Genomic DNA, 21,166 nt, shown 5'->3' with positions numbered 1-21,166 from the left:
TTGGGGTAGCAAAACGTGCGGCGGTACAAGGTGACCGTCACCTCCCAGGTGACGGTCACCTTGTACAGCGTGCCGGCGCGCAAAAGGCGCCGAACCCGGCGCCTTTCACGGAGTTAGTTCTGGGATACGCTTCAGCCGGCGAGGTGGGGGGAGAGCTTCTCCACCAGCTTCGCCTTGGGCATATAGCCGATGAGCCGTTCCACGGGCTTGCCGCCTTTGAAGAGCATAAGCGTGGGGATGCTCATGATGCCGAACTGGGCGGCGGTCTGGTTGTTCTCGTCGACGTTGAGCTTGCAGACCTTGATCTTGCCGGCGTAGTCCTTGGCCAGCTCCTCCACGATGGGGGCGATCATCTTGCACGGCCCGCACCAGGCCGCCCAAAAGTCGACCAGCACGGGCAAGTCGGCCTTCAACACCTCGGCCTCGAACGTCGCATCGGTCACTTCGATTGGTTTGCTCATCATAGTGCTCCTGTCAGACATGATGGGGTGAGAAAAGGGTTATTCCTGCTCGGGTTTGCTCTCGGCCGGCGCTTCTTCCGCCGCTACCGCCGGGCTGAGCTTGAGGAAAAGCTGCATGGTGCGCAAGATTTTGGTGCGGCCGTCCGGCTGGAGCAGGAAGGCGTCCATACAGCGATCGAGATGCTCCGAAGCGATGGACAGCGCGATCTTGTCGAGTGCCGCTCGCGCTGCCATGATCTGGGTCAGGATGGCGTCGCAGTCCTGGCCCTCGGCGATCATGCGTTGGAGGCCGCGCACCTGCCCCTCGACCTTGCGCAGGCGGGTAAGAATCTGTTCCTGGGACATGGAATCCCTTCCTTTTGTTCCAATGGCCTCAACTGATTGCTTCGTGCAATATACAATGTACCGCGAAGGGCGCATTTTGTCAAATACGCGTAATACGGATACCAGGTATAGGGTATGTGGTTGGCAATAGAGAAAGGCTCGTCTCCGAACAGTTCGATAGGACAAAATATTGTTTATAACTTCCTCCAAACACCAGCGGCGACATGTTGGATGAATCCTAGCCTTTGCAAGAGTTGCAATTGCTGACGTATCTTAGCCCTAATGTTCATATTGTACGGATAATATTGACGGAAGAAATCCTCATAGGCGTAGATGTCTTGATTGGAGAATTCACCTTCTGGCAAAACATCATATACCAATTCAAGCCAGCCAAACAAATCCGACTTTGAGGGTTTCGGGCGTTGCAAGGTCTTGGCCTTCGTTGAGAAAGCTTGTCTCAGGGTGTGAATTTCGGGCTGTCGCGCCTGTTGTCTCTCCGCACGTTTTTCTACTTTGCATAGGTCCGCAAAAATATCGATGAATTCATCATCTGGGACAACTCGTAAGGGATGAAATTTCAATCGATAATATGTGTTGAAAATCTCGGACATTAGCTCTGAATGTATATCATCTTGAATCATGACGTTTGCCTCAATATTGGATGTTAACCCACTATGAGTCAGGTTGGATGAACCAATAATTGCGGTTGTAACCTGTTCATTTCTCATTAAATACATCTTTGGGTGGTAAAGAATAGACGTACTCCGTGGCACAAAACACAATAGTGTTGCGCGCTGGTTCTTTTGAGAGAGCGAATACAGCTCGCGAATGGCAACCGGATCGGTAGCGCGCGGGTCCATGCCAACAAGGAACTCCACGTTTGAGCCGGCTGCCAGTTGCCGTTCAATCACGGGCATAATCAGTGAGACTCCATCGTTTGATACAAATGCCACTGCAATGCGAATATCTGTCGCGCTTTCAATGGCTGGGATCAATGTCGAGATTGTCTTGCATTGGACGTTATCAACAATCTGGATCATACCCCTCCTCCTATATGGCACATGTATCCAGCGACGCCATGAAATTTCGTCGTCCACGACGAGGAAATTGAAATTACACAACTTAATTATGCGATAGGGTGTCCAAAAACACAACATCATTGTTGCAATATGTACTGGCTGGTGACTTTCGCTTGCTGACTTGTCCCAGGGCGGGGCGCGGGTATAATGGCACTGGATATCTGAAAGGGGAAGAGCATGGACATGTCCACTTCGACAGACTCGCCGGCCCACTACCCAGTGGACTTGCATGTGCATACCAACGCCTCCGACGGCACCGATGCGCCGGCGGAGCTGGTGGCCAAGGCGAAGGCCGCCGGCATGCTGGCCGTGGGCATCACGGACCATGACAGCGTGGCCGGCGTGCCGGAAGCGCTGGAAGCCGGCCGGCGCCTGGGCGTCCAGGTTGTCGCCGGCGTTGAACTCAGCCTGGCCAACGACCCGGCGCACGGCGCGGTGGAGATGCATCTGCTGGGTTATTTCATCGACCCGCACCATCCGGCGCTGAAGACGACCATCCAGCGCATGATGGCCGCGCGGGTCGAACAGAAGCTGGCCATCGTGCGCAACCTGCAGAAGCTCGGTTTCGACGTGCCCGAGGAAGAGGTGCTGGCGCTGGCCGGCCAGGGCGTGCCGGGCCGCATGCATATCGCACAGGTTGTCATGCGGCGGAACCCCGGCCGCATCCCTGGGCCAGAGGTGCTCTTCCGCGAGTATATTTCCGAGGGCGGGAAGGCATACGTGGAGCGTTCCTACCAACTCAGCCTGGAGGAAGGCATTCGGGTCATCCGGGAAGCCGGCGGCATGCCCGTGCTAGCCCATCCGGGTGCCTATACGAGCGTGCCGGATATCGAGAGCTTCATTCGGACAGCCTTGGCACTGGGGCTGGCCGGCCTGGAAGGCCCGTACCCATATGACAAGAACCGTCCTTTCTGCGGCAAGGGCGATACGCTGCACGCGATGATCGGCCGCTTTACGGCGCTGGCGGAATCCCTGGGGCTGGCGGTCACCGGCGGTTCCGATTATCATGGGGCGCGCAAAGACATCGCCCTAGGGGAACAAGGGCTGACGGCCCAGGCCTTTGAGCGGTTGTTGGCGGTGCGCGAGGCATTGGCGGAGCGAAAGTAGGTGAGGGCCATGTCCGAGGCCGATATCTGGCGCCGGCGGTTCGCGGCGGCCTGCGGCGAGTACTGCGGAAGCTGTGGGCCGGTCTCTGCCGGCATCTGCCGGGGTTGCGCCTATCAACTGGGTCTCACGCCGGCCGGCGAGGAATGCCGCATCTTCTTCTGCGCGGTCGTGGAGCACGGTCTGGAACACTGTGGGCTGTGCCCCGATTTTCCCTGTCCCCTGTTCCTTTCCAGCGCGGAGCCGGCGATAGTGGAGCGGCGGGTGCAGGCGTTACGCCGGCGCGCCGCCATCGGCACCGAGCGCTGGCTGGATGAGCAGGAACGGATGGAGGATAAAGACCATGAGCAGTGATTATGTGGTGGTGCTGTCCAATGCCGGCTCCCAGGAGGAGGCGGAGCGCATTGCCGGCACCCTGGTCCAAGAGTTCTTGGCCGCCTGTGTGAACATCGTGCCGCGCGTGCGCTCGGTATACCGCTGGCAGGGACAGATCGAATGGGCGGAGGAATGGATGATGGTGATGAAGACGCGGCGCTCCCTGGCCGAGGCGCTCATCCGCCGGCTCCGCCAACTGCACAGCTACGAGCTTCCTGAGGCTATCGTCCTGCCCATTGATGGCGGCCTGGCGGAATATCTCGACTGGATCCGCTCCAATGTCGAGGAAGGCTGGCATGACCTACCCTGAGCCGTGGGGGAACATGGTGCTATGATCTCGCTGGAGCATCTCCTGGCGGCCACCAACGGCAAGCTGGTGGGGCCGGCGGCGGAACGGGTCTTTCCCGATTTCTGTTATGATTCCCGCCTGCTGAACCCGGGCGAGCTGTTTCTGGCGGTGAAGACAGCCACCGGCGATGGCCATGATTACATCCTCGAAGCGGTGCGGGCCGGCGCCGGCGGGGTCCTCTGCGAGCGTCCGCCGGCGGAACTGCCCCGTCCGGTGACCGTTATCCAGGTCTCGGATACGCAGCAGGCACTGCTGGACTGGGCCGGCTATATCCTGCGTCATTACGGCACGGAGGTGGTGGGCATCACCGGCTCCACGGGCAAGACCAGCACCAAGGAGGCTATCGCCTGGGTCTTGGGCCGGCGCTATCCGGTCTTCCGCAATTATGCCAATTACAACGGCCGCTACGGCCTGCCCATTGCCCTGGGCCGGCTGGAGCCGGCGCACCGCATTGCGGTGCTGGAGATGGCCTGCGACGCCTTTGATGAGATCCGCCTGCTGGCGGAGATCACGCGCCCGCGGGTCGGAGTGGTGACGGCGGTCAACGCGGCCCACCTGTCCACCTTTGGTTCCCTGGAGAACATTGCCCAGGAAAAGGGGCAGTTGGTGCGGGCACTGCCGGCCGATGGCTGGGCCATCCTGAACGCCGACGACGGACGCGTGCGCGCCATGGCCGGCTGGACCCGGGCGCGGGTGCTCACCTTTGGCTTTGATCCCTCCGCAGATGTGCGAGTGATTCACTGGGAGAGCGATTGGGATGGCTCCAGGTTGGTCCTGCGGCATGGAGGGCAGGAGTTCGAGGGCCGGCTGAAGCTCCTGGGCCGGCACAGCGCCTATATCGCCGCGGCGGCGGTGGCGGTGGCGATCACCTACGGAATTCCCCCTGATGAGGCGTTCGACGCCCTGGCCTCCATGGAGCCGGTGGAGGGCCGCCTGCGTCCGCTGGAGGGGGTGCGGGACACCCGTCTGCTGGATGACACCTACAATGCCACGCCGGCCTCGGCGCTGGCCGCGCTGGACACATTGGCCGCTCTGCCGGCAGGGCGCCGGCTGGCCGTGCTGGGGTATATGAATGAGCTGGGCGATTTCGAGGAGGAAGCCCATCGGCAGGTGGGCCGGCGCGCGGCCGAGGTGCTGGATTATCTCATCATCAAGGATGAGCGCACCCGGCCCATCGCCGTGGCGGCGGAGGAGGCCGGCCTGCCCGCACAGGCCATCTTTGTGGGCAACACGGATGCGGAGATCATCGCCCATTTGCGGCGCATCCTGCGGCCAGGCGATGCTGTGCTCCTGAAGGGGGGCATCGAGGCGCGGCTGGAGAACGTGGTGCGGGAGCTGATGGCGCGGCCGGAGGAGGCGCCGGCGAAGCTGGTGCGCCAGAACCGCGCCTGGCAGTCCATCCGACTGGTGCGGCCGGGCCGGCCGACCTGGGTGGAGATTGACCTGAACGCCATCGCCAACAATGTACAGCGCATTGCCGAGATCGTGGGGCCGGCGGTGCGCATCATGGCGGTGCTCAAGGCCGATGCCTACGGCCACGGCGCGGTGCGGGTGGCGCGCACGGTCCTGAATCACGGCGTCAGCTACCTGGGAGTGGCCTGTCTGGGCGAGGCGCAGGTCCTGCGGGAGGCCGGCATCGAGGCGCCCATCCTGGTACTGGGGTATACGCCGGCCTGGCAGGCGCGCGAGGCCATCCTGACCAATACCGCCGTCACCCTCTTTTCCGAGGATGTGGCGCGCGCCTTCAGCCGGGCGGCGCAGGAGCTGAACCGGACGGCGACCGTGCACGTCAAGGTGGACACGGGCATGGGCCGGCTGGGGCTCCTGCCGCATGAGGTGGTGCCCTTTGTGGAGTTTCTCAGCGGTCTGCCTGGGCTGGTGCTGGAGGGGATTTTCACCCACTTTTCCACCGCCGATGCCGCGGATAAAAGCTATACTTATCGCCAGGTTGCCCTGTTCCGCCAGGTGCTGGCGGAGCTGGAGGCGCGAGGATTTCGCTTCCCGTTGGTGCATGCCGCCAATTCGCCGGCAACCCTCACGGTGCCGGAGAGCCACTGCAATATGGTGCGGGTGGGCATCGCGCTGTATGGGCTGGCTCCTTCGGCGGAGACGCCGCTTCCGCCGGGTTTTCGGCCGGCGCTCTCCTTCAAGACCCAGATCGCCCAGGTCAAGGAACTGCCGCCGGGGAGCTATATCAGCTACGGCAACACGTACCGCACCAGCGGTTATGAGCGCATCGCCGTCATCCCGGTGGGCTATGCGGACGGCTTCCGCAGGGGGCCGGCGCATTGGGGGGAGGTGCTGGTCAAGGGCCGGCGGGCGCCCATCGTTGGGCGAGTGTGCATGGATCAGACCATGATCAACGTCAGCCATATCCCGGACGTCCGCCAGGGGGATGAGGTGGTGCTCATCGGCCGGCAGGGCTCCGAGGAAATCACCGTTGACGAGGTGGCCCGCCGGCTGGGCACCATCAATTACGAGGTGGTGTCGCAGATCCTGGCGCGCGTGCCGCGCGTGACATAATCGGCGACATGACGTCGCCTGCGCCCCTCACTTGCTTCGGTGACGCCCCCTTTGATGCCCTCATGCGGTGGTTCCCGTTTCTGGAATTACCTGAACTCTGGTATAATTGTAGTGAAATCACTAAGGAGCGCTGGGTCGGCACGCCGGCCAGACCTGAAAGGATGGACATGCCAGAGGAAGAGCGCATTGTCTCGCCGAAGCGGCGAGAGGAAGATAAGCAGGTTGCCAGCTTTCCCCTGCGCCCGCGCTATCTGGACGAGTATATCGGCCAGGAGCGGGTCAAGGAGAGCCTGCGCATCTGCATTCAGGCGGCCCAGGCGCGGCATGAGCCGCTGGACCACATCCTGCTCTACGGCCCGCCGGGGCTGGGCAAGACCACCCTGGCGTACATCATCGCCAACGAGATGGGGGTGTCCATCAAGACGACCTCCGGGCCGGCCATTGAGCGCGCCGGCGACCTGGCCGCCATCATCACCAATCTCCAGCAGGGGGATGTGCTCTTCATTGACGAGATTCACCGCCTCAGCCGGGCCGTGGAAGAGGTGCTCTATCCCGCCATGGAGGACTTCGCCCTCGACATTGTCATTGGCAAAGGCCCGAGCGCCCGAAGCATCCGCCTGAAGCTTCCACGTTTCACCGTCATCGGCGCGACCACGCGGCTGGCGCTGGTCACTTCGCCCCTGCGGGCACGTTTTGGCCAGGTCTATCGGCTCGATTTTTACGATGTGCCGGCGCTGGAGGCCATCGTGCGGCGCTCCGCCAGGCTCCTCCAGATCGCCCTGGACGATGCCGGCGCCCATGAGATCGCCCGGCGCTCGCGCGGCACGCCGCGCGTCGCCAACCGGCTCCTGCGCCGCATCCGCGATTACGCCACTGTGCGCGGCGACGGCACCATCAACCTGGAGATCGCCCGCGAGGCGCTGTCCCTGCTGGATGTGGATGAGCTGGGTCTGGACGAGATGGACCGCCGGCTCCTGCGGGTTATCATCGAGAAGTTCGCCGGCGGGCCGGTGGGGTTGGAGACCCTGGCGGCGGCCATTTCCGAGGAACCCGATACCATTATGGATGTCTACGAACCGTATCTCCTGCAGTTGGGGTTCCTGATGCGCACGCCGCGCGGCCGCGTGGCTACTCGCCTGGCGTATGAACACCTGGGCATCGCCTATCCCGAAGGGCCGGAACAGCCGGCACTGTTCTGAGGCGAAGCCATGATCGAGGAACGGGTGCGCGTATTCGACGAGCAGGGGCAGGAGCTCTCGCCTTGTTCCCTGACGAAGGCCCAGCGGCTGGTGGCCGAGGGGCGGGCGCGCTGGCGGGAGGCTCAGCCGCCGGCCATCGAGCTGACGCGCGCCGTGGAACTGCCCGTCCGCCCAGCCAAAGCCGAGGAGGGGCCGCATTACGCCGGCCAGCGGGTGCTCCTGCATATTTGCTGTGGCCCATGTGCCACGTATACGGTGGGCCGGCTGCGCGAGTTGGGATTCCAGGTCACTGGCTTCTGGTACAATCCCAACATCCATCCCTGGCAGGAGCACGAGCGCCGGCGCGAGAGCCTGGCGGGCTTCGCCGAACAGGTGGAACTGCCGATGCTATGGCAACCCGGGTATGAGATGCCGGCCTTCCTGCGCCTGGTGGCCGGCCGGGAGAGGTTCCGGCGGCGCTGTGCCATTTGCTACGCCATTCGCCTGCGCGCTGCCGCCCAGCAGGCGCGCGCGGATGGTTTTGATGCCTTCACCACGACTCTGCTTATCAGCCCCTATCAGGAGCAGGAGCTGATCCGGCGGATCGGTGAGCATCTGGCCGAGCGGGAGGGCGTGCGGTTTTATTTCGAGGATTTCCGCCGAGGATGGGCGGAGCGCGGCCGGCTCACCCGACTCTATAACCTTTATCGCCAGCAGTACTGCGGCTGTATCTACAGCGAGTGGGAACGCTATCAGGGGGAGGCGTGTGAGACCTACGCGCCGGCCCGCCTGGAGGCCGCCGACCTGCACGCCTATTTCGAAGAAGCGCTGGAGATGCTTGAACGCCTGTGATGAAGACGTCGGATTTTGACTATGAACTGCCCCCGGAACTGATCGCTCAGGCGCCGGTCACGCCGCGCCATGCCTCCCGGCTGATGGTGGTGGAACGGGCGGCCGGCACCATCACCCATCGCTATTTTTATGAGATCCTCGAGTACCTGCGGCCAGGTGATCTGCTGGTGGCCAATGACAGCCGGGTCATTCCTGCCCGCCTGTATGGGCGCAAGGTGCCGACGGGCGGCCGGGTGGAGGTACTGCTCCTGGCCAAGCGGGGCGAACGGGTGTGGGAGGCGCTGACGCGAGGGAAGCGCATCCTGCCCGGCACGGTGATCGCCTTGGACGAGCAGACGGGGGTGAGGGCGCCGGCCTGTCGCGTGTTGGAGGTGACGGAAAGCGGCAGTCGGCTCCTGGAATTTGAGGAGCCGGTGGAACCCTGGCTGGAACGGATCGGCAATATCCCTCTCCCCCCATACATCCACGTGCCGCTGGAGGATCGCGAGCGCTACCAGACCGTGTACGCCAGGGTGGATGGTTCGGTGGCGGCTCCTACCGCCGGCCTGCATTTCACCCCGGAGCTGATGGAGCAGGTGCGCGCCCTGGGCGCCGAGTTCGTCTTCGTCACCCTGCATATCGGCCTGGACACCTTCCGGCCGGTGCAGGAGGAAGAGGTGGAACAGCACCGCATTCATACGGAGTGGTGCAGTCTGCCGGCGGAGACGGCGGAGCGCATCAATGCGGCGCGGCGGGAAGGCCGGCGCATCATCGCCGTGGGCACGACCTCGGTGCGGGTGCTGGAGACGGGCGGAAAGTTGGCGGCAGAACGGGGGATGGACCAGCTCGTGGTGCCCTTCACCGGGCCGACAGATCTCTTCATCTACCCCGGCTTCACCTTCCGCGTGGTGGATGCCATGATCACCAATTTTCACCTGCCGCGCTCGACGCTGTTGATGCTGGTGTGCGCCTTCGCCGGCCGCGAGCTTATCCTGCGCGCCTACCAGGAGGCGGTACAGCTCCGCTATCGGTTCTACAGCTTTGGGGACGCCATGCTCATCCTGTGAGGAAGCGGCACCCTCTCAGGTTGTCCGCCGGCGCTCCTCGCCATAGTCCGGCGCCGGCCCTTCCAGCAGTCTCTCCTGCCGCGCCTCGGCGATCGGCAGGGCCGGCGGCTCCAGTCCTCGGATTTCCTCCGCCAGGGCATCCCAGTCCGCCTCACGCGGGTCCAGCGGATGCGCCCCCTCTCCCAGAAGCTGGTCACAGCCGGCACTGCCCGGCACGGCCCACAGCGCACGCCCCTGCCGAAGGGCGAACTGCGCCGCATACATGCTTCCACCATTGAGACCTGTTTCCACCACGATCACTGCCCGGCTCAGGCCGCTGATGAGGCGGTTGCGCGCCACCAGGTTCTGCCGCAGGACGCCGGCATCCGGGGGCAGTTCGGATAGGAGCGCGCCGCGGGCCAGGATGTTGGGCAGAAGGCCGGCGGTGGGAAGCTCGCCGGCATGCAGGAGGCCCACACCCAGCACCGCGAGGGTGCGGCCGCCGGCATGCACCGCCGCCCCTTGCGCGAAGCCGTCCACGCCGCGTGCCATGCCGCTGACGATGGTGATGCCGCGGCAGGCAAGCTCGCCTGAGATCATGCCGGCGGCGGCCTTCCCCGCGGCAGTGGGCCGGCGGGTGCCAACGACCGCCGCGGCGGCCGCATCGGACGGGAGCAGGGTGCCCTGCACGAAGAGGAGCGGGGGGCTGTCGGGGAGCCGGCGCAGGTTCTCCGGGTATGCGGGGCTGTCCCAACCGATCAGCGCGATACCCTGCGGCTTCCAGCGTTCGAGCAGTTGTGCGGTGCGCTCTAGCGAGGCGCCGGCAATAGCGCCGGCGATCTTGCGGCCGACGCCGGGGACGCGCATCAGGGCCGAGGGGGAAGCATGCAGGACATCCTCTGGCGTGCCGAAATGGGCCAACAGCCGGCGCAGGAGCACGCCGCCCACTCCCGGCACTAGGCAAAGGGTGATGAAGGCCAGATTATCGCTCTGGAGGGAGCCGGCGGCCTCCATATCGTGCGCTCCTGAAGCATGCGGGGCGAGAAACAGCGAGCCTCCCGCACATCAGCTATGCGGGAGGCTCATGGGTCTCACAGGACGTTGCGCAGTCGTTCGATCGCCTCGGCCAGCTTCTCGGTAGCATTGGCGAAGGAGAGCCGCACATAGCCCTCGCCGCTGGGGCCAAAGGCGGAGCCGGGCGTCATGACCACATGCGCCTCTTCCAGCATGCGCTCGCAGAACTCCAGGGAGGTCATGCCGGTGCCGCGGATGTTGGGGAAGGCGTAGAAGGCCCCTTCGGGGGCGTCACAGCGCACGCCCGGCAGGCTGTTGAGGCCGTCGACGATGAGCCGCCGGCGCTGGGCATAGACCTCGAGCATTTCGCGCACGCAGTCCTGCGGCCCGTTGAGGGCGGCCGCGCCGGCGTGCTGGGCGAAGGCCGCGGCGCAGGTCACGGTGTGCGACTGCACCTTGACCATCTGGCTCATGATGGGTTTGGGCGCCAGGGCAAAGCCCACCCGCCAGCCGGTCATGGCATAGGTTTTGGAGAGGCCGTTCAGGATGATAGTGCGCTCGCGCATGCCCGGCAGGGTGGCGATGCTGATATGCTGATGGCCGTCGTACAGGAGCCTGTAATAGATCTCGTCGGAGAAGACCAGCAGGTCATGGCGCAGGGCTACTTCCGCGGCGGCCTCCAGCTCCTGCCGGCTCAGCACGCGGCCGGTCGGGTTGCTGGGCGAGTTGAGGAGCAGGGCACGCGTGCGGGAAGTGATTTTCTCCTCCAGCGCCTCGCGGGTCAGCAGGAAGTTGTTGTCCGCGTCCAGGTGTACTTCTACCGGCACGCCGTCCACGAGCTGCACCATGGGGACATAGGAGACCCAGGCCGGCTCTGGGATGAGCACCTCATCGCCGCGGTCAATGGTGGCCAGGATCGCGAGGTAGATGGCCATTTTCCCGCCGGAGGTGACCATGATCTCGCTCTTGGGGTCATACTGGAGGCCCTGCTCGGCGGCGTAGTGGTTGGCGATGGCCTCCAGGAAGGCGGGGATGCCGCGACTGCTGACGTAGTGGGTGGCGCCCTGCTGGGCGGCGGTGAAGGCGGCTTCGATGATGTGCGCCGGCGTGGTGAAATCGGGGTCGCCGCCGGCAAGGTCGATCACATTGATGCCCTTCTGCGCCATCTGACGGGCGCGCTCCGAAAAGGCCAGGGTGGCGGATTCCGCCACTTGCTGTAACCGTTCCGCTCCGAGTTTCATAATCCCTCCCCCAGTGTCGCGTGGTACAAGATGCTCAGAGGGGAGCGCCGTTGCCCAACCTCTTATAGTTAGGTGCACAATAGCATAAGAGGTGGTTCCCTGTCAAACCTATATAAGGTGACAGTTAGGTGACAGTCACCTCGAAGGTGACTGTCACCTGGGTCTGTCGAGGCCGATGGTGCAGAAGACAGGGGTTATGCGGGGGCGTTGTCCAGCTTCTTGTTCAGTTCCTCCAACACGGCCTTGGCGTCCGCCACCACGCCCAGATCGGCATACGAGAAGATCTCGGCCTTGGGGTCGGTGTTGATGGCGATCAGGCATTCGGTTTTGGCGAGGCCGAGCATGTGCTGGATGGCGCCGGCCACGCCGCAGGCGATGTACAGCGCAGGGCGCACCGTGTGGCCGGCCATGCCGACGAGCTGTTCCTCGGAAACCCAGCCCTCGTCCAGGGCGCCGCGCGTGCCGGCGAGCTGGCCTCCCAGTTTCGCCGCCAGCCGGCGGGCCAGCTCAATCCCCTCGACGTCCTGGACACCGCGTCCCACGCAGACGATGACCCGACTGCGGGAAAGGGGCGGTTCGGGCAGGCCGCCGGCATATGGGCCGAGCATCTCCACCCGTCCGGCCGGCAGGTCGTCGAAGGTCACTCGTTCCACACTGCCGATGCGGTACGGATCCGCGAAAGGTGCCGGCAGTACGCCCGGCTCCACGGTCGCAAACTGGGGACGCAGGTTCGGGCTGATCAGAATCTCATAATACTCACCGCCCAGGCGCGGCACCGTGGCCAGCAGAGCGCGCTGGGCCTCGTCAATGCCCAGGTCCATGCAGTGGGTGAACAGCGGGGCGCGGAAGCGCGCCGCCAGGCGGGGTGCCAGCTCGCCGCCCAGGCTGGTGGCGTTGAAGAGGATGATCTCGGGCCGGCCGCTCTCGATCTGGCGCGCCAGCGCTTCCGCATAGGGTTCGACGGCGAAGGATTCCAGGCCGGCACCCTCCAGAAGATAGACGGTGTCCGCGCCGTAGGAGATCATCTCACTGCCGGCAGATTCCGGCGCGCCGAACAGGACGCCTTTGACATATACGCCCAGCGCGTTGGCCATGTCGCGCGCTTTCCCCAGCAGGGCACGGGTGGCCGGCGTCAGCCCCTCGCCGCTGACCTCGCCCACCACCCAGATGTCCTGATATGCGGTTTCGGCGGCGGCCATCTCTTCGCCGCCCATCAGGCTTTGCAGGAAATCAAGGTCCATGGTCACCTCCTGACCTGTGTGCGGTGCGTCTGCCGGCGGCTATATCAGCCGGCACATGCGCAGGAGCGACAGGATTTCGTCGGCCATTTGCGCCGGCGGCCCCTCGATGATCGTCCCCAGCTCCCGTTCTGGCGGGAAGACCTGGCCGCGGCTCTCAATATTCGGCGTCAGCTCCTCGGGCGTCAGGCCCAGGTCCTGCGCCGTCCAGACGCTGACCTGCATCTGGCGGTAGGCATTCATGATGCGGGCGCCGTGGGGGTAGCGCGCCGGCGAGGCCAGGGGCGAGACCGCGACCAGCGCCGGCGGGGAGACGGCGGCCCGCACCGGCTTCCCATCCCACAGCCGCATCACCTGCAGGCGCCCGCCGTTAAGGGAAAGCTCGAGGGCCTGCAGGACCTGGGGCAGGCCAAGGAGTTCCGCCAGCCGGCCGGCGGTCTGGTCGCCGCCGGTGTCGGCGGCGGTTTGGCCGGCCAGCACCAGGTCGAAGGGCGCCAGGCGTTCGATGGCGCGGGCCAGCACCATCGCGGCGGTGGGGGCGTCAATGCCGGCCAGGGCCTTGTCGCTGATGAGCACCGCCGAGTCAGCGCCCATGGCCAGCGCCTCGCGCAGCGCGTCATCGGCGGCCGGCTTTCCCAGGCTGAGGGCGATGACCTCCGCGCCGTGGGCATCCTTCAGGCGCAGGGCTGCCTCCAGAGCGCATTTGTCTGCCGGGTTGATAATGCGTTCCTCCCGGTTGATGAAGATGCGCTCGCGCCGGCGGTTGACCGTGATGCCCTCCGGGTCCAGGATTTGCTTGATGGCAACCACAATTCTCATCGGATTTCCTCCTTGTCCGCCTCACCTCACGGGCTGATGCGCACGCCTTCCTGGCGCATGATGTCGGAGGCGATGACGATGCGCTGGATCTCGTTGGTGCCCTCGAAGATCTCGGCGATGCGGGCGTCGCGGAACATGCGCTCGATCTCCACGTCGCGGCTGTAGCCCAGCGCGCCGTAAATCTGCACCGCCTGGGAGATACAGCGAGAGGCGACCTCGGAGCCGTACAGCTTGCACATGGCGGCGTAGCGGGTGAAGGGCTGGCCGGTGTCCACCATCCAAGCGGTGCGGTAGACCAGGGAGCGCAGGGCCTCGATCTCGGTGGCCATGTTGGCGATCATCCACTGAATGGATTGATTGTGGACGATGGCCTTGCCGAACTGGGTGCGCGCTTTGGCCCATTGGATACTGCGCTCCAGGGCGGCCTGTGCCCCGCCCAGACAGGCGGCGCCGAGGCTGACGCGGCCGACGTCGAGCGTTTTCATAAAGGTGACGAAGCCGGCGCCGAACTGTCCCAGGATGTTCTCCTTGGGCACGCGCACCTCGTCGAAGATCAGCTCCGAGGTGCCGCTCCCGCGGATGCCCATCTTGTCCTCCACCTTGCCAACGCTACAGCCCTTCCAGTCCATTTCCACGATGAAGGCGGTGATGCCGCCGCGCGGGCCGAGGGAGGGGTCGGTGACCGCCATGACGCTGACGATATCGGCGATGGGGCCGTTGGTGATGAACATCTTGGAGCCGGTCAGGACGAAGTCGTCGCCGTCGCGCACGGCGCGGGTGCGGATGGCGGCGGCGTCAGAGCCGGCGTTGGCCTCGGTCAGGGCGAAGGCGGCGATCTTCTCGCCGCGCGCCAGCGGGGTGAGGTATTTCTTCTTCTGCTCCGGGGTGCCGTCCAGGTAAATGGCCATGGCGCCGATGCCGGTATGGGCGCCGATCACGGAGGCGGTGGAGGTGCAGACTTTGCCGATCTCCTCCATCAGGATGCAGTAGCCCAACTCGCCGGCGCCCATGCCGCCGTACTCCTGCGGGAATGGAACGCCCATCATGCCCAGCTCCGCCGCCTTGCGGATGATCTCCCGCGGCACCTCCTCCTGGATGTCAATCTTTTTGGCCAGCGGGGCGATCTCCTGGCGGGCGAAGTCGCGAATCATGCGCCGTAGCAGTTCGTACTCTTTGGGCAGTGTAAAATCCATAGTTAGCCTCCTTCCCGGCGCGTCAGGGGCGCAGTGAGATGCCGTGGGGCGCGAATTGATCGCGGGCGATGAGGAAGCGCAGAATCTGGCTGGTCCCCTCGGCGATTTCCATGGCCCGCAGATCGCGATAGATACGCTCGATGGCGTATTCCTTCATGTAGCCGTAGCCGCCGTGCACCTGAAGCATGCGGTTGGCGATGCGCATGGCGTATTCGGAGCAGATAAGCTTGGTGATGGCGGCCTGGGTGCGCAGCCGGCTGTCCCCTTCCTCCGCCAGCCAGGCGGCGTAATGCACCAGATGGCGCATGGCCTCGATCTCGGCGCGCGAGTCGGCGATCATGTTCTGGATGGCCTGTTTGTAGGCGATGGGACCGCCGAACTGCTCATGTTCCACGGCGAAGCGGGTGCCGTTCTCCAGCGCGGCCTCTGCCGCGCCCAGGCAGATGGCCGACAGGCCGACGCGCGAGAGGTCCAGTGCCTCCAAGGCGATGGCAAAGCCCTGCCCCTCCTGGCCCAGCAGGCGCTCCGCCGGCACCTCCGCGCCGTCGAAATAGACGGTGTTGGTCACCAGGCCGCGCAGGCCCATGGTCTTCTCGCGATAGCCGACCTTCACCCCCGGCGTGTCCACGTCCACCAGGAAGGCGCTGATGCCTTTGCCGCCCGCTTCTTCCGAGGTGCGGGCGAACACCAGCAGGAGCTGGCCGATGCCGGCGTTGGTGACCCATGTCTTCGAGCCGCGCAGGATGTAGCGGTCGCCGTCGCGCTGGGCGGTGGTGCGGAGGGCGGCGGCATCGGAGCCGGCGCCGCTCTCGCTGAGGGCGAAGGCGCCGATAGTTTCGCCGGCGGCCATGGCCGGCAGGCACTCCTCCTTCTGCGCATCGGTGCCGTGACGCAGGATGGCACTCCCCACCAGGGCTACGTGCACGTTGATAGTCAGCGCGGTGGAAACGCAGGCTTTGCCCAGATGCTCCATCAGCAGGGCATAGGAAATCATATCCAGTTCGGCGCCATCATACTTTTCGGGGAAAATGGCGCCCAGGAAACCCTGTTCCGAGGCCGCCTGCAACTGCTTCAGCGGTGGCTTCTCCTCGTGGTCGGTCTCCTGGGCGAAGGGGGCCACCTCATTGGCGCAGAAATCCTCGAACATTTTGACGTACATGCGCTGGTCTTCGTTGAGCGAGAAATCCATGCCTTCCCTCCTCTCCAGGCGCTGATGGTGGCACGCCCATTACCGGCAAGCGCCGGCGGGGAAGGCCCATGTACCGCTTCCCCGCCGGCCAGGCTGCATCTCAGCGGTCCTTGAACTGCGGCTGTCGTTTCTCCAGGAAGGCGCGCACGCCTTCGTGCATATCCTCGGTTTCCAACAGGGAGGCGAACTTGTCCGCCTCATAGAGCAGTCCCTCGCTCAGGCTCATCTTGAGGCCGGTGTCCACGCAGTCCAGGATGGCGCTGATGGCGATGGCACTGCGGGAGGCGATCTTCTTCGCCAGGCCCTGGGCGGCCTTGAGCACCTGGCCGGCCGGCACCACCTGATTGACCAGGCCAATGCGGTAGGCCTCCTGGGCGTTGATCATATCGCCGGTCAGCAGGAGCTCGAGCGCCTTGCCCTTGCCGATCATGCGGGGCAGGCGCTGGGTGCCGCCCCAGCCGGGGATGATGCCCAGGTTGATCTCGGGCTGGCCGAAGCGGGCGTTGGCGCTGGCGATGCGGATGTGGCAGGCCATGGCCAGCTCGTTGCCGCCGCCCAGGCAGACGGCGTTGATGGCGGCAATGACCGGCTTGCGGCTGGCCTCGATGCGGTTGAAGAGGGCCTGGCCGCGCAGGACCACCTCTTTGGCCTGCTCCGGGCTTTTCAGGGCGTTGATCTCGTTGACATCGGCGCCGGCGACGAAAGCGAACTGGCCGGCGCCGGTGATGATGATGACCTTGACGCGGGGGTCATTGGTGGCCTCGTCAAAGGCGGCTTCCAGGTCCATCACCGTTTGGGAATCGAAGGCATTGGCCGGCGGGTGGTCAATGGTAATGGTTGCCACCCGGTCATCCACGCTGTAGCGCACGTTTTGATACTCGCCCATCGTCTGATCTCCTTTCACTGTCTGTGCGCAGGCGGTATATCAGGCGTATTCCAGAAAGCCCTTCCCGACCTTCTTGCCGAGGTGTTTGGCGCGCACTTTGGTGCGCAGGAGGCGCGCCGGCCGGAAGCGCTCGCCGTACTTGGCGGTGAATTCCTCCAGTTTCTGCAGGACATAGTCCAGTCCCAGGGTGTCCGCCAGTTGTAAGGGGCCCATGCGCTCGCCTTTGTAAGTCATGCCGGTGCCGGCGATCATGGCCATGTCGATGTCGTTGACGTTGGCGACATGCTCGGTGACGCACAGGATGGCCTCGTTGATCATCGGCATCATCAGGCGCTCTTCGCTGAACTCGGTGCCGGTCTGGACCTGGCCGGACTCCTGCAGTTCCTTGATGAACTGCTTGACCGGCTCGTCAGTCTGGTCGCCGTAGCCGTAGAAGCCGGCGCCCGATTTCTCGCCCAGCCGGCCGGCCTGCACCAATTTGGCGAAGAGCTTGGCCGGCTCCATGCGGGAACCGTATTCCTGATACAGGTACATGCCCACGTCGTAGCAGATGTCCAGCCCCAGCATGTCCATCAGCGTGAACGGCCCCATGGGCCAGCCGAAGGCCACCATGCGCTCGTCAATCTCTGTGGCGGTGGCAGCGCCCTCCTCCAGCGCCTTCACCGCCTCGTTGAGATAGGGCATGAGCAGGCGGTTCACCAGGAAGCCGGGGCATTCCTGCACGACGACGGGGATTTTGCGCAGGCTCTCGGCAAACATGACCACGTCATCCACGGTCTCCTGGGAGGTGTCCAGGCCGGGGATGATCTCCACCAGCTTCATGACGTGGGCGGGGTTGAAGAAGTGCATGCCGATGACCTTCGCCGGCCGCTTGGTCGCCGCCGCCATCTCCGAGATGGACAGCGCCGAGGTGTTGGAGGCGAAGATGGTGCCCTCCGGGCAGACTTCGTCCAGCTCGGCGAAGACGCGCTGTTTGATGGACATCTTTTCCGGCACAGCCTCGATGACGATGTCCACGTCCTCAAAGCCGTCATAGGTGAGCGTCGGCGTGATCAGGTCCATTTTGGACTGCATCTCGCCGGCGCTCATCTTCCCCTTCTCGACGCGCCGTTGGTAGATCTCGCGGATGCGCGCCATGCCCTTGTCCAGCATGGCCTGGTCCACATCCTTCAGCACAACGGGCAGGCCGGAGTAGGAGATCACCTGGGCGATCTCCGAGCCCATTGCGCCGGCACCTACCACTCCCGCTTTGAAAATGTACATCGTACAACCTCCTCCTTCAGGTTATGTGTGCGGGCCGATTCGTCACCAGGTTCGCAGGGCGATGGCCCGCTCCGGCTCGCCAATGCGCACGAAATAGATCCATTTGTCGGGATATTTCGCATATGCCAGGTCGTTGGCCTTGCCCAGGGTCGGGCCGATGAAGAAGTCGCCGCTGTCCACGTCGATGGCGACGATGTGGCCGGCGTACTGCGCCTCCCACTCGGCGCGATGGGCCTCGTAGACCTGCATGGCCCGGCGGGCGAATTCGGCCTGGGCCTTTTTGTCCTTGTGCATGGCAACGATATCCATTCTGCTCGCCTCCTTTCAGTGGGTGATGAGCCGGCGTTATGCCCGCTCGATGATGATGGCGCCGCCCATGCCCCCGCCCACACAGGCTGTGGCCAGGCCCCACTGCACGTTGCGCTTGATCATCTCGTGCAGGAGGGTCACCACAATGCGGGTGCCGCTACAGCCGACCGGGTGTCCGAGGGCGATGGCGCCGCCGTTGACGTTGACCTTGTCCCAATCCCAGCCGTCGGCTTCCAGCTCCCGGCCGACGGCCAGCACCTGGGCGGCGAAGGCCTCGTTGAGTTCGATGAGGTCCATGTCCTTGAGCGTCAGGCCGATGCGCTTCAGCGCCGCCGGCACCGCTCGGGTCGGGCCGATGCCCATGATCTCCGGGGGAACGGCGGCATAGGCGTAGCTCCGCACGTACGCCAGCGGCTTGAAACCGAGGGCATCCGCTTTCTCCTTGGTCATGACGATGACAGCGGCGGCGCCGTCGGAGATGGGGCAGGCGTTGGCCGGCGTGATCACGCCGCCTTCCTTAAACACGGTGGGGTAGAGGGCGGCTTTCTGCACCGTCAGGCCCGGGTTAATGCATTCGTCCTGGATGATTTCCTCGCGAGCCACCTCCTGGCCGGCGGCGCGCTTGATCACCGGCACCGGCACGATCTCATCGCGGAAGCGGCCGGTGCGCGTCGCCATGAAGGCCTTCTTATGGGACTGCACGGCGTACTGGTCCAATTCCTCCCGCGTCAGGCCGTACATCGTGGCCAAGTTCTCGGCCGTGTAGCCCATGATCTGGTTGCATATGGGATCGGTGAGGCCCTCCCAGAGGGTGTCGATGAAAGTGGAATGGCGGAGTTTCAGGCCCCAGCGGGCACCGCGCACCACGTAAGGGGCGGTGGACATGGACTCCGTGCCGCCGCAGAGGAAAATGTCCCCATCGCCGGCCTGGATGGCCTGGTAGGCGTTGGTGATGGCCACCATGCCCGAGACGCAGTTGCGCTGGACGGTGTAGCCGGGCACGCGCACCGGGATGCCGGCCATCAGCGCGGCGACCCGCGCGATGTTGGGCGCGTCGCTCTGCTGGCCGATGCATCCCAGGATGACCTCATCGATGAGATGGGGGTCGAGTCCTGTCCGCTCCAGCACACCCCGCATGGCGATGCTGGCCAGCTCCTGGGCGGTGATATCGCGAAATGCTCCTCCGTGTGTGCCGATGGGTGTGCGCACTCCTCCGATGATCACGACTTCTTTCACATTGGCCCTCCTTTCTGGTGAGACATGCAGGATCTACGATGGACGCTGACGAATAGGTAGCGGCAGTGCCGGCATACCGCCGGGATGGGTCGAGCGGACACGCCGCGGCAAAAGGCTCCCCACATATCACAGCAGGGGCAGGGATGGAATGATAAGCGGTTTGACCCCGGGTCAGCGAAGGTCCGATGTCTTCTCAACGCGCCAAAGGTGTGGAACGGGACGCTACCGGCCAGTCAGGCAAACAAAACAGCCCTGCGCCACAATGGGGCCGGCGCACCCGAAGGAGCGCTGGCTCTGGCCAGGGCCAATTAAACGGATAGAACATACTGTTCTTCGAAAAACGGATGGGCAGGGGCAGATAGCCATCAATGAGCCTTCCCTATTGTGCGGCGCCGCGCTGCAGGAACAGCCCCTATTCTCACGAACCGAGTCATTGTTCGCGATGACACTCATATTGTACACGAAAACAGGCTCGCTCGTCAAGGCCGGCAACGAGCGGGTGTTGAAAAGTATGGTTGGTGGATCCGGTTCCGAAGCCCCGTCCCCGATCCCTTCCCCGCATGTGGGGGAAGGGGCAGGGGCTACCGCTATCTCGCGGCCGTGGCCTTTGCAGAACGGCGATTTTGCGGTATCATCCTTTGACAAGGTGCATGATTTATTTCGCGCGGGGGCCGACATGACCGAACGACGCCCGGAAGTGATCATCTATACCGATGGAGCGTGCGAGGGGAATCCAGGGCCGGGGGGCTGGGCGGCCCTGCTGATCTCCGGCCGGCACCGAAAGGAGCTGGCCGGCGGTTCGTCGCACACCACCAACAACCGCATGGAACTGCGGGCCGCCATCGCCGCGCTCAAAGCCCTCAAGCGGCCATGCAAGGTCACGCTGTACACCGACTCTGAGTATCTCCAGCGCGGCATCACCGAGTGGCTTCCCAAATGGCGGCGCAACGGCTGGCGCACTGCCCAGAAAAGCCCCGTGCGCAATCAGGACCTGTGGCAGGAGCTGGCCGCCCTGCTGGATATGCACGAGATCGAATGGCGCTGGGTACGGGGACATGCCGGCGACCCGCACAACGAGCGCGTGGACCAGCTTGCCAGGGAAGCGGTGCGCACCTTCGGCCGGCAGGCTCCTCCCGATATGGACCCTCAGAACCATGCCCGCTGAGCCGGCTAGAACTGTTCTGCCGAGATATGCATCCGCCCGTCCGCACCCGGCACGAAGCGGAACGTCCCCTGCGGGATGCGGCTCTCGATGACCAGCCGGCCGTCGTCGATATATTCCCAGATGAGCTGAAAGGGTGCCTTGCCGGCGGCCCATTTCTCCACGATGACGGCCCCATGCCCGGGCAAAATGGTGAAGACCACCTGCCGGGGGTCTTCCGGCCGGCGCAGGGCCTCGGAGCGCGCGAAGGCGCGGCGAATGCCCTCGGCCTGGGCCTGCGTGGCGCAGGAGACCGGGAAATAGTAGTAGGCCTCATCCAGCGGGACAAACTCTACCACTGCCGGGT

At 64.4% G+C, this 21,166-nt stretch carries 22 protein-coding genes; 8 read left to right on the top strand and 14 right to left on the bottom strand.

What is annotated here, in order from left to right; genetic code table 11:
- Positions 1 to 131 precede the first annotated feature (131 nt).
- From trxA to H5T60_01610, 3 genes are all read right to left on the bottom strand, one after another.
- Positions 132 to 461: a thioredoxin gene (trxA, locus tag H5T60_01620; GenBank protein ID MBC7241128.1), complete on the bottom strand. Its 330-nt coding sequence runs from the start codon at positions 459 to 461 to the stop codon at positions 132 to 134.
- 39 nt (positions 462 to 500) lie between these two features.
- Complete coding sequence (locus H5T60_01615; GenBank protein MBC7241127.1) at positions 501 to 806, bottom strand: metal-sensitive transcriptional regulator; 306 nt, start codon at positions 804 to 806, stop codon at positions 501 to 503.
- A gap of 173 nt (positions 807 to 979) precedes the next feature.
- Positions 980 to 1,825, bottom strand: a complete 846-nt coding sequence (locus H5T60_01610) for an NgoFVII family restriction endonuclease (protein ID MBC7241126.1) — start codon at positions 1,823 to 1,825, stop codon at positions 980 to 982.
- Between the two features lie 222 nt (positions 1,826 to 2,047).
- Between H5T60_01610 and H5T60_01605 the strand changes: the two genes are divergently transcribed.
- The 7 genes from H5T60_01605 (at position 2,048) to queA (ending at position 9,291) form a co-directional block, all read left to right on the top strand.
- Positions 2,048 to 2,971, top strand: coding sequence for a PHP domain-containing protein (locus tag H5T60_01605; GenBank protein ID MBC7241125.1), 924 nt, complete (start codon positions 2,048 to 2,050; stop codon positions 2,969 to 2,971).
- Between the two features lie 9 nt (positions 2,972 to 2,980).
- Positions 2,981 to 3,322, top strand: coding sequence for a DUF3795 domain-containing protein (locus tag H5T60_01600; GenBank protein ID MBC7241124.1), 342 nt, complete (start codon positions 2,981 to 2,983; stop codon positions 3,320 to 3,322).
- On the top strand, positions 3,312 to 3,653 hold the full coding sequence (locus H5T60_01595) for a divalent-cation tolerance protein CutA (GenBank protein ID MBC7241123.1): 342 nt from the start codon (positions 3,312 to 3,314) through the stop codon (positions 3,651 to 3,653). Before H5T60_01600 ends, H5T60_01595 begins: the two co-directional genes overlap by 11 nt.
- Before the next feature lie 21 nt (positions 3,654 to 3,674).
- The gene (alr, locus tag H5T60_01590) at positions 3,675 to 6,215 is read left to right on the top strand and encodes an alanine racemase (protein ID MBC7241122.1); all 2,541 of its coding nucleotides are present in this window, start codon (positions 3,675 to 3,677) and stop codon (positions 6,213 to 6,215) included.
- A gap of 167 nt (positions 6,216 to 6,382) precedes the next feature.
- Entirely contained in the window at positions 6,383 to 7,414 is a 1,032-nt protein-coding gene (gene ruvB, locus H5T60_01585; protein ID MBC7241121.1) for a Holliday junction branch migration DNA helicase RuvB, read from the top strand.
- Between the two features lie 159 nt (positions 7,415 to 7,573).
- Positions 7,574 to 8,245, top strand: a complete 672-nt coding sequence (locus tag H5T60_01580; GenBank protein MBC7241120.1) for an epoxyqueuosine reductase QueH — start codon at positions 7,574 to 7,576, stop codon at positions 8,243 to 8,245.
- Positions 8,245 to 9,291: a tRNA preQ1(34) S-adenosylmethionine ribosyltransferase-isomerase QueA gene (gene queA / locus H5T60_01575; GenBank protein ID MBC7241119.1), complete on the top strand. Its 1,047-nt coding sequence runs from the start codon at positions 8,245 to 8,247 to the stop codon at positions 9,289 to 9,291. The genes H5T60_01580 and queA overlap by 1 nt, the downstream gene beginning before the upstream one ends.
- A 15-nt stretch (positions 9,292 to 9,306) precedes the next feature.
- On the opposite strand, the gene H5T60_01570 is transcribed toward queA, so the two are convergent.
- The 10 genes from H5T60_01570 to H5T60_01525 form a co-directional block, all read right to left on the bottom strand.
- Positions 9,307 to 10,284 carry a DNA-protecting protein DprA gene (locus H5T60_01570; protein ID MBC7241118.1) on the bottom strand — a complete coding sequence of 326 codons (978 nt, stop codon included), beginning with the start codon at positions 10,282 to 10,284 and terminating at the stop codon, positions 9,307 to 9,309.
- Between the two features lie 77 nt (positions 10,285 to 10,361).
- Positions 10,362 to 11,525: a pyridoxal phosphate-dependent aminotransferase gene (locus tag H5T60_01565; protein ID MBC7241117.1), complete on the bottom strand. Its 1,164-nt coding sequence runs from the start codon at positions 11,523 to 11,525 to the stop codon at positions 10,362 to 10,364.
- 194 nt (positions 11,526 to 11,719) lie between these two features.
- Positions 11,720 to 12,766: an electron transfer flavoprotein subunit alpha/FixB family protein gene (locus tag H5T60_01560; GenBank protein ID MBC7241116.1), complete on the bottom strand. Its 1,047-nt coding sequence runs from the start codon at positions 12,764 to 12,766 to the stop codon at positions 11,720 to 11,722.
- A 39-nt stretch (positions 12,767 to 12,805) separates the two neighbouring features.
- Positions 12,806 to 13,582: an electron transfer flavoprotein subunit beta/FixA family protein gene (locus H5T60_01555; GenBank protein MBC7241115.1), complete on the bottom strand. Its 777-nt coding sequence runs from the start codon at positions 13,580 to 13,582 to the stop codon at positions 12,806 to 12,808.
- A 26-nt stretch (positions 13,583 to 13,608) separates the two neighbouring features.
- Positions 13,609 to 14,775, bottom strand: a complete 1,167-nt coding sequence (locus tag H5T60_01550) for an acyl-CoA dehydrogenase family protein (GenBank protein MBC7241114.1) — start codon at positions 14,773 to 14,775, stop codon at positions 13,609 to 13,611.
- Positions 14,776 to 14,797: 22 nt separating this feature from the next.
- Positions 14,798 to 15,964, bottom strand: a complete 1,167-nt coding sequence (locus H5T60_01545) for an acyl-CoA dehydrogenase family protein (GenBank protein ID MBC7241113.1) — start codon at positions 15,962 to 15,964, stop codon at positions 14,798 to 14,800.
- A gap of 100 nt (positions 15,965 to 16,064) precedes the next feature.
- On the bottom strand, positions 16,065 to 16,850 hold the full coding sequence (locus H5T60_01540) for an enoyl-CoA hydratase/isomerase family protein (GenBank protein ID MBC7241112.1): 786 nt from the start codon (positions 16,848 to 16,850) through the stop codon (positions 16,065 to 16,067).
- Between the two features lie 39 nt (positions 16,851 to 16,889).
- Entirely contained in the window at positions 16,890 to 18,113 is a 1,224-nt protein-coding gene (locus H5T60_01535) for a 3-hydroxyacyl-CoA dehydrogenase (protein ID MBC7241111.1), read from the bottom strand.
- Positions 18,114 to 18,155: 42 nt separating this feature from the next.
- Complete coding sequence (locus H5T60_01530; GenBank protein ID MBC7241110.1) at positions 18,156 to 18,422, bottom strand: hypothetical protein; 267 nt, start codon at positions 18,420 to 18,422, stop codon at positions 18,156 to 18,158.
- Between the two features lie 36 nt (positions 18,423 to 18,458).
- Positions 18,459 to 19,658, bottom strand: a complete 1,200-nt coding sequence (locus H5T60_01525) for a thiolase family protein (GenBank protein MBC7241109.1) — start codon at positions 19,656 to 19,658, stop codon at positions 18,459 to 18,461.
- Between the two features lie 676 nt (positions 19,659 to 20,334).
- Between H5T60_01525 and rnhA the strand changes: the two genes are divergently transcribed.
- Complete coding sequence (rnhA, locus tag H5T60_01520) at positions 20,335 to 20,823, top strand: ribonuclease HI (protein MBC7241108.1); 489 nt, start codon at positions 20,335 to 20,337, stop codon at positions 20,821 to 20,823.
- A 5-nt stretch (positions 20,824 to 20,828) separates the two neighbouring features.
- Here rnhA and H5T60_01515 read toward each other — a convergent pair.
- A partial coding sequence (locus H5T60_01515; GenBank protein ID MBC7241107.1) for a hypothetical protein occupies positions 20,829 to 21,166 on the bottom strand: 338 nt, incomplete at its 5' end.

This window comes from Anaerolineae bacterium (assembly GCA_014360855.1).
Taxonomy (GTDB): domain Bacteria; phylum Chloroflexota; class Anaerolineae; order JACIWP01; family JACIWP01; genus JACIWP01.
The sequence above is the reverse complement of the archived record's forward strand: the minus strand, read 5'-3'. Positions and strand labels throughout refer to the sequence as shown.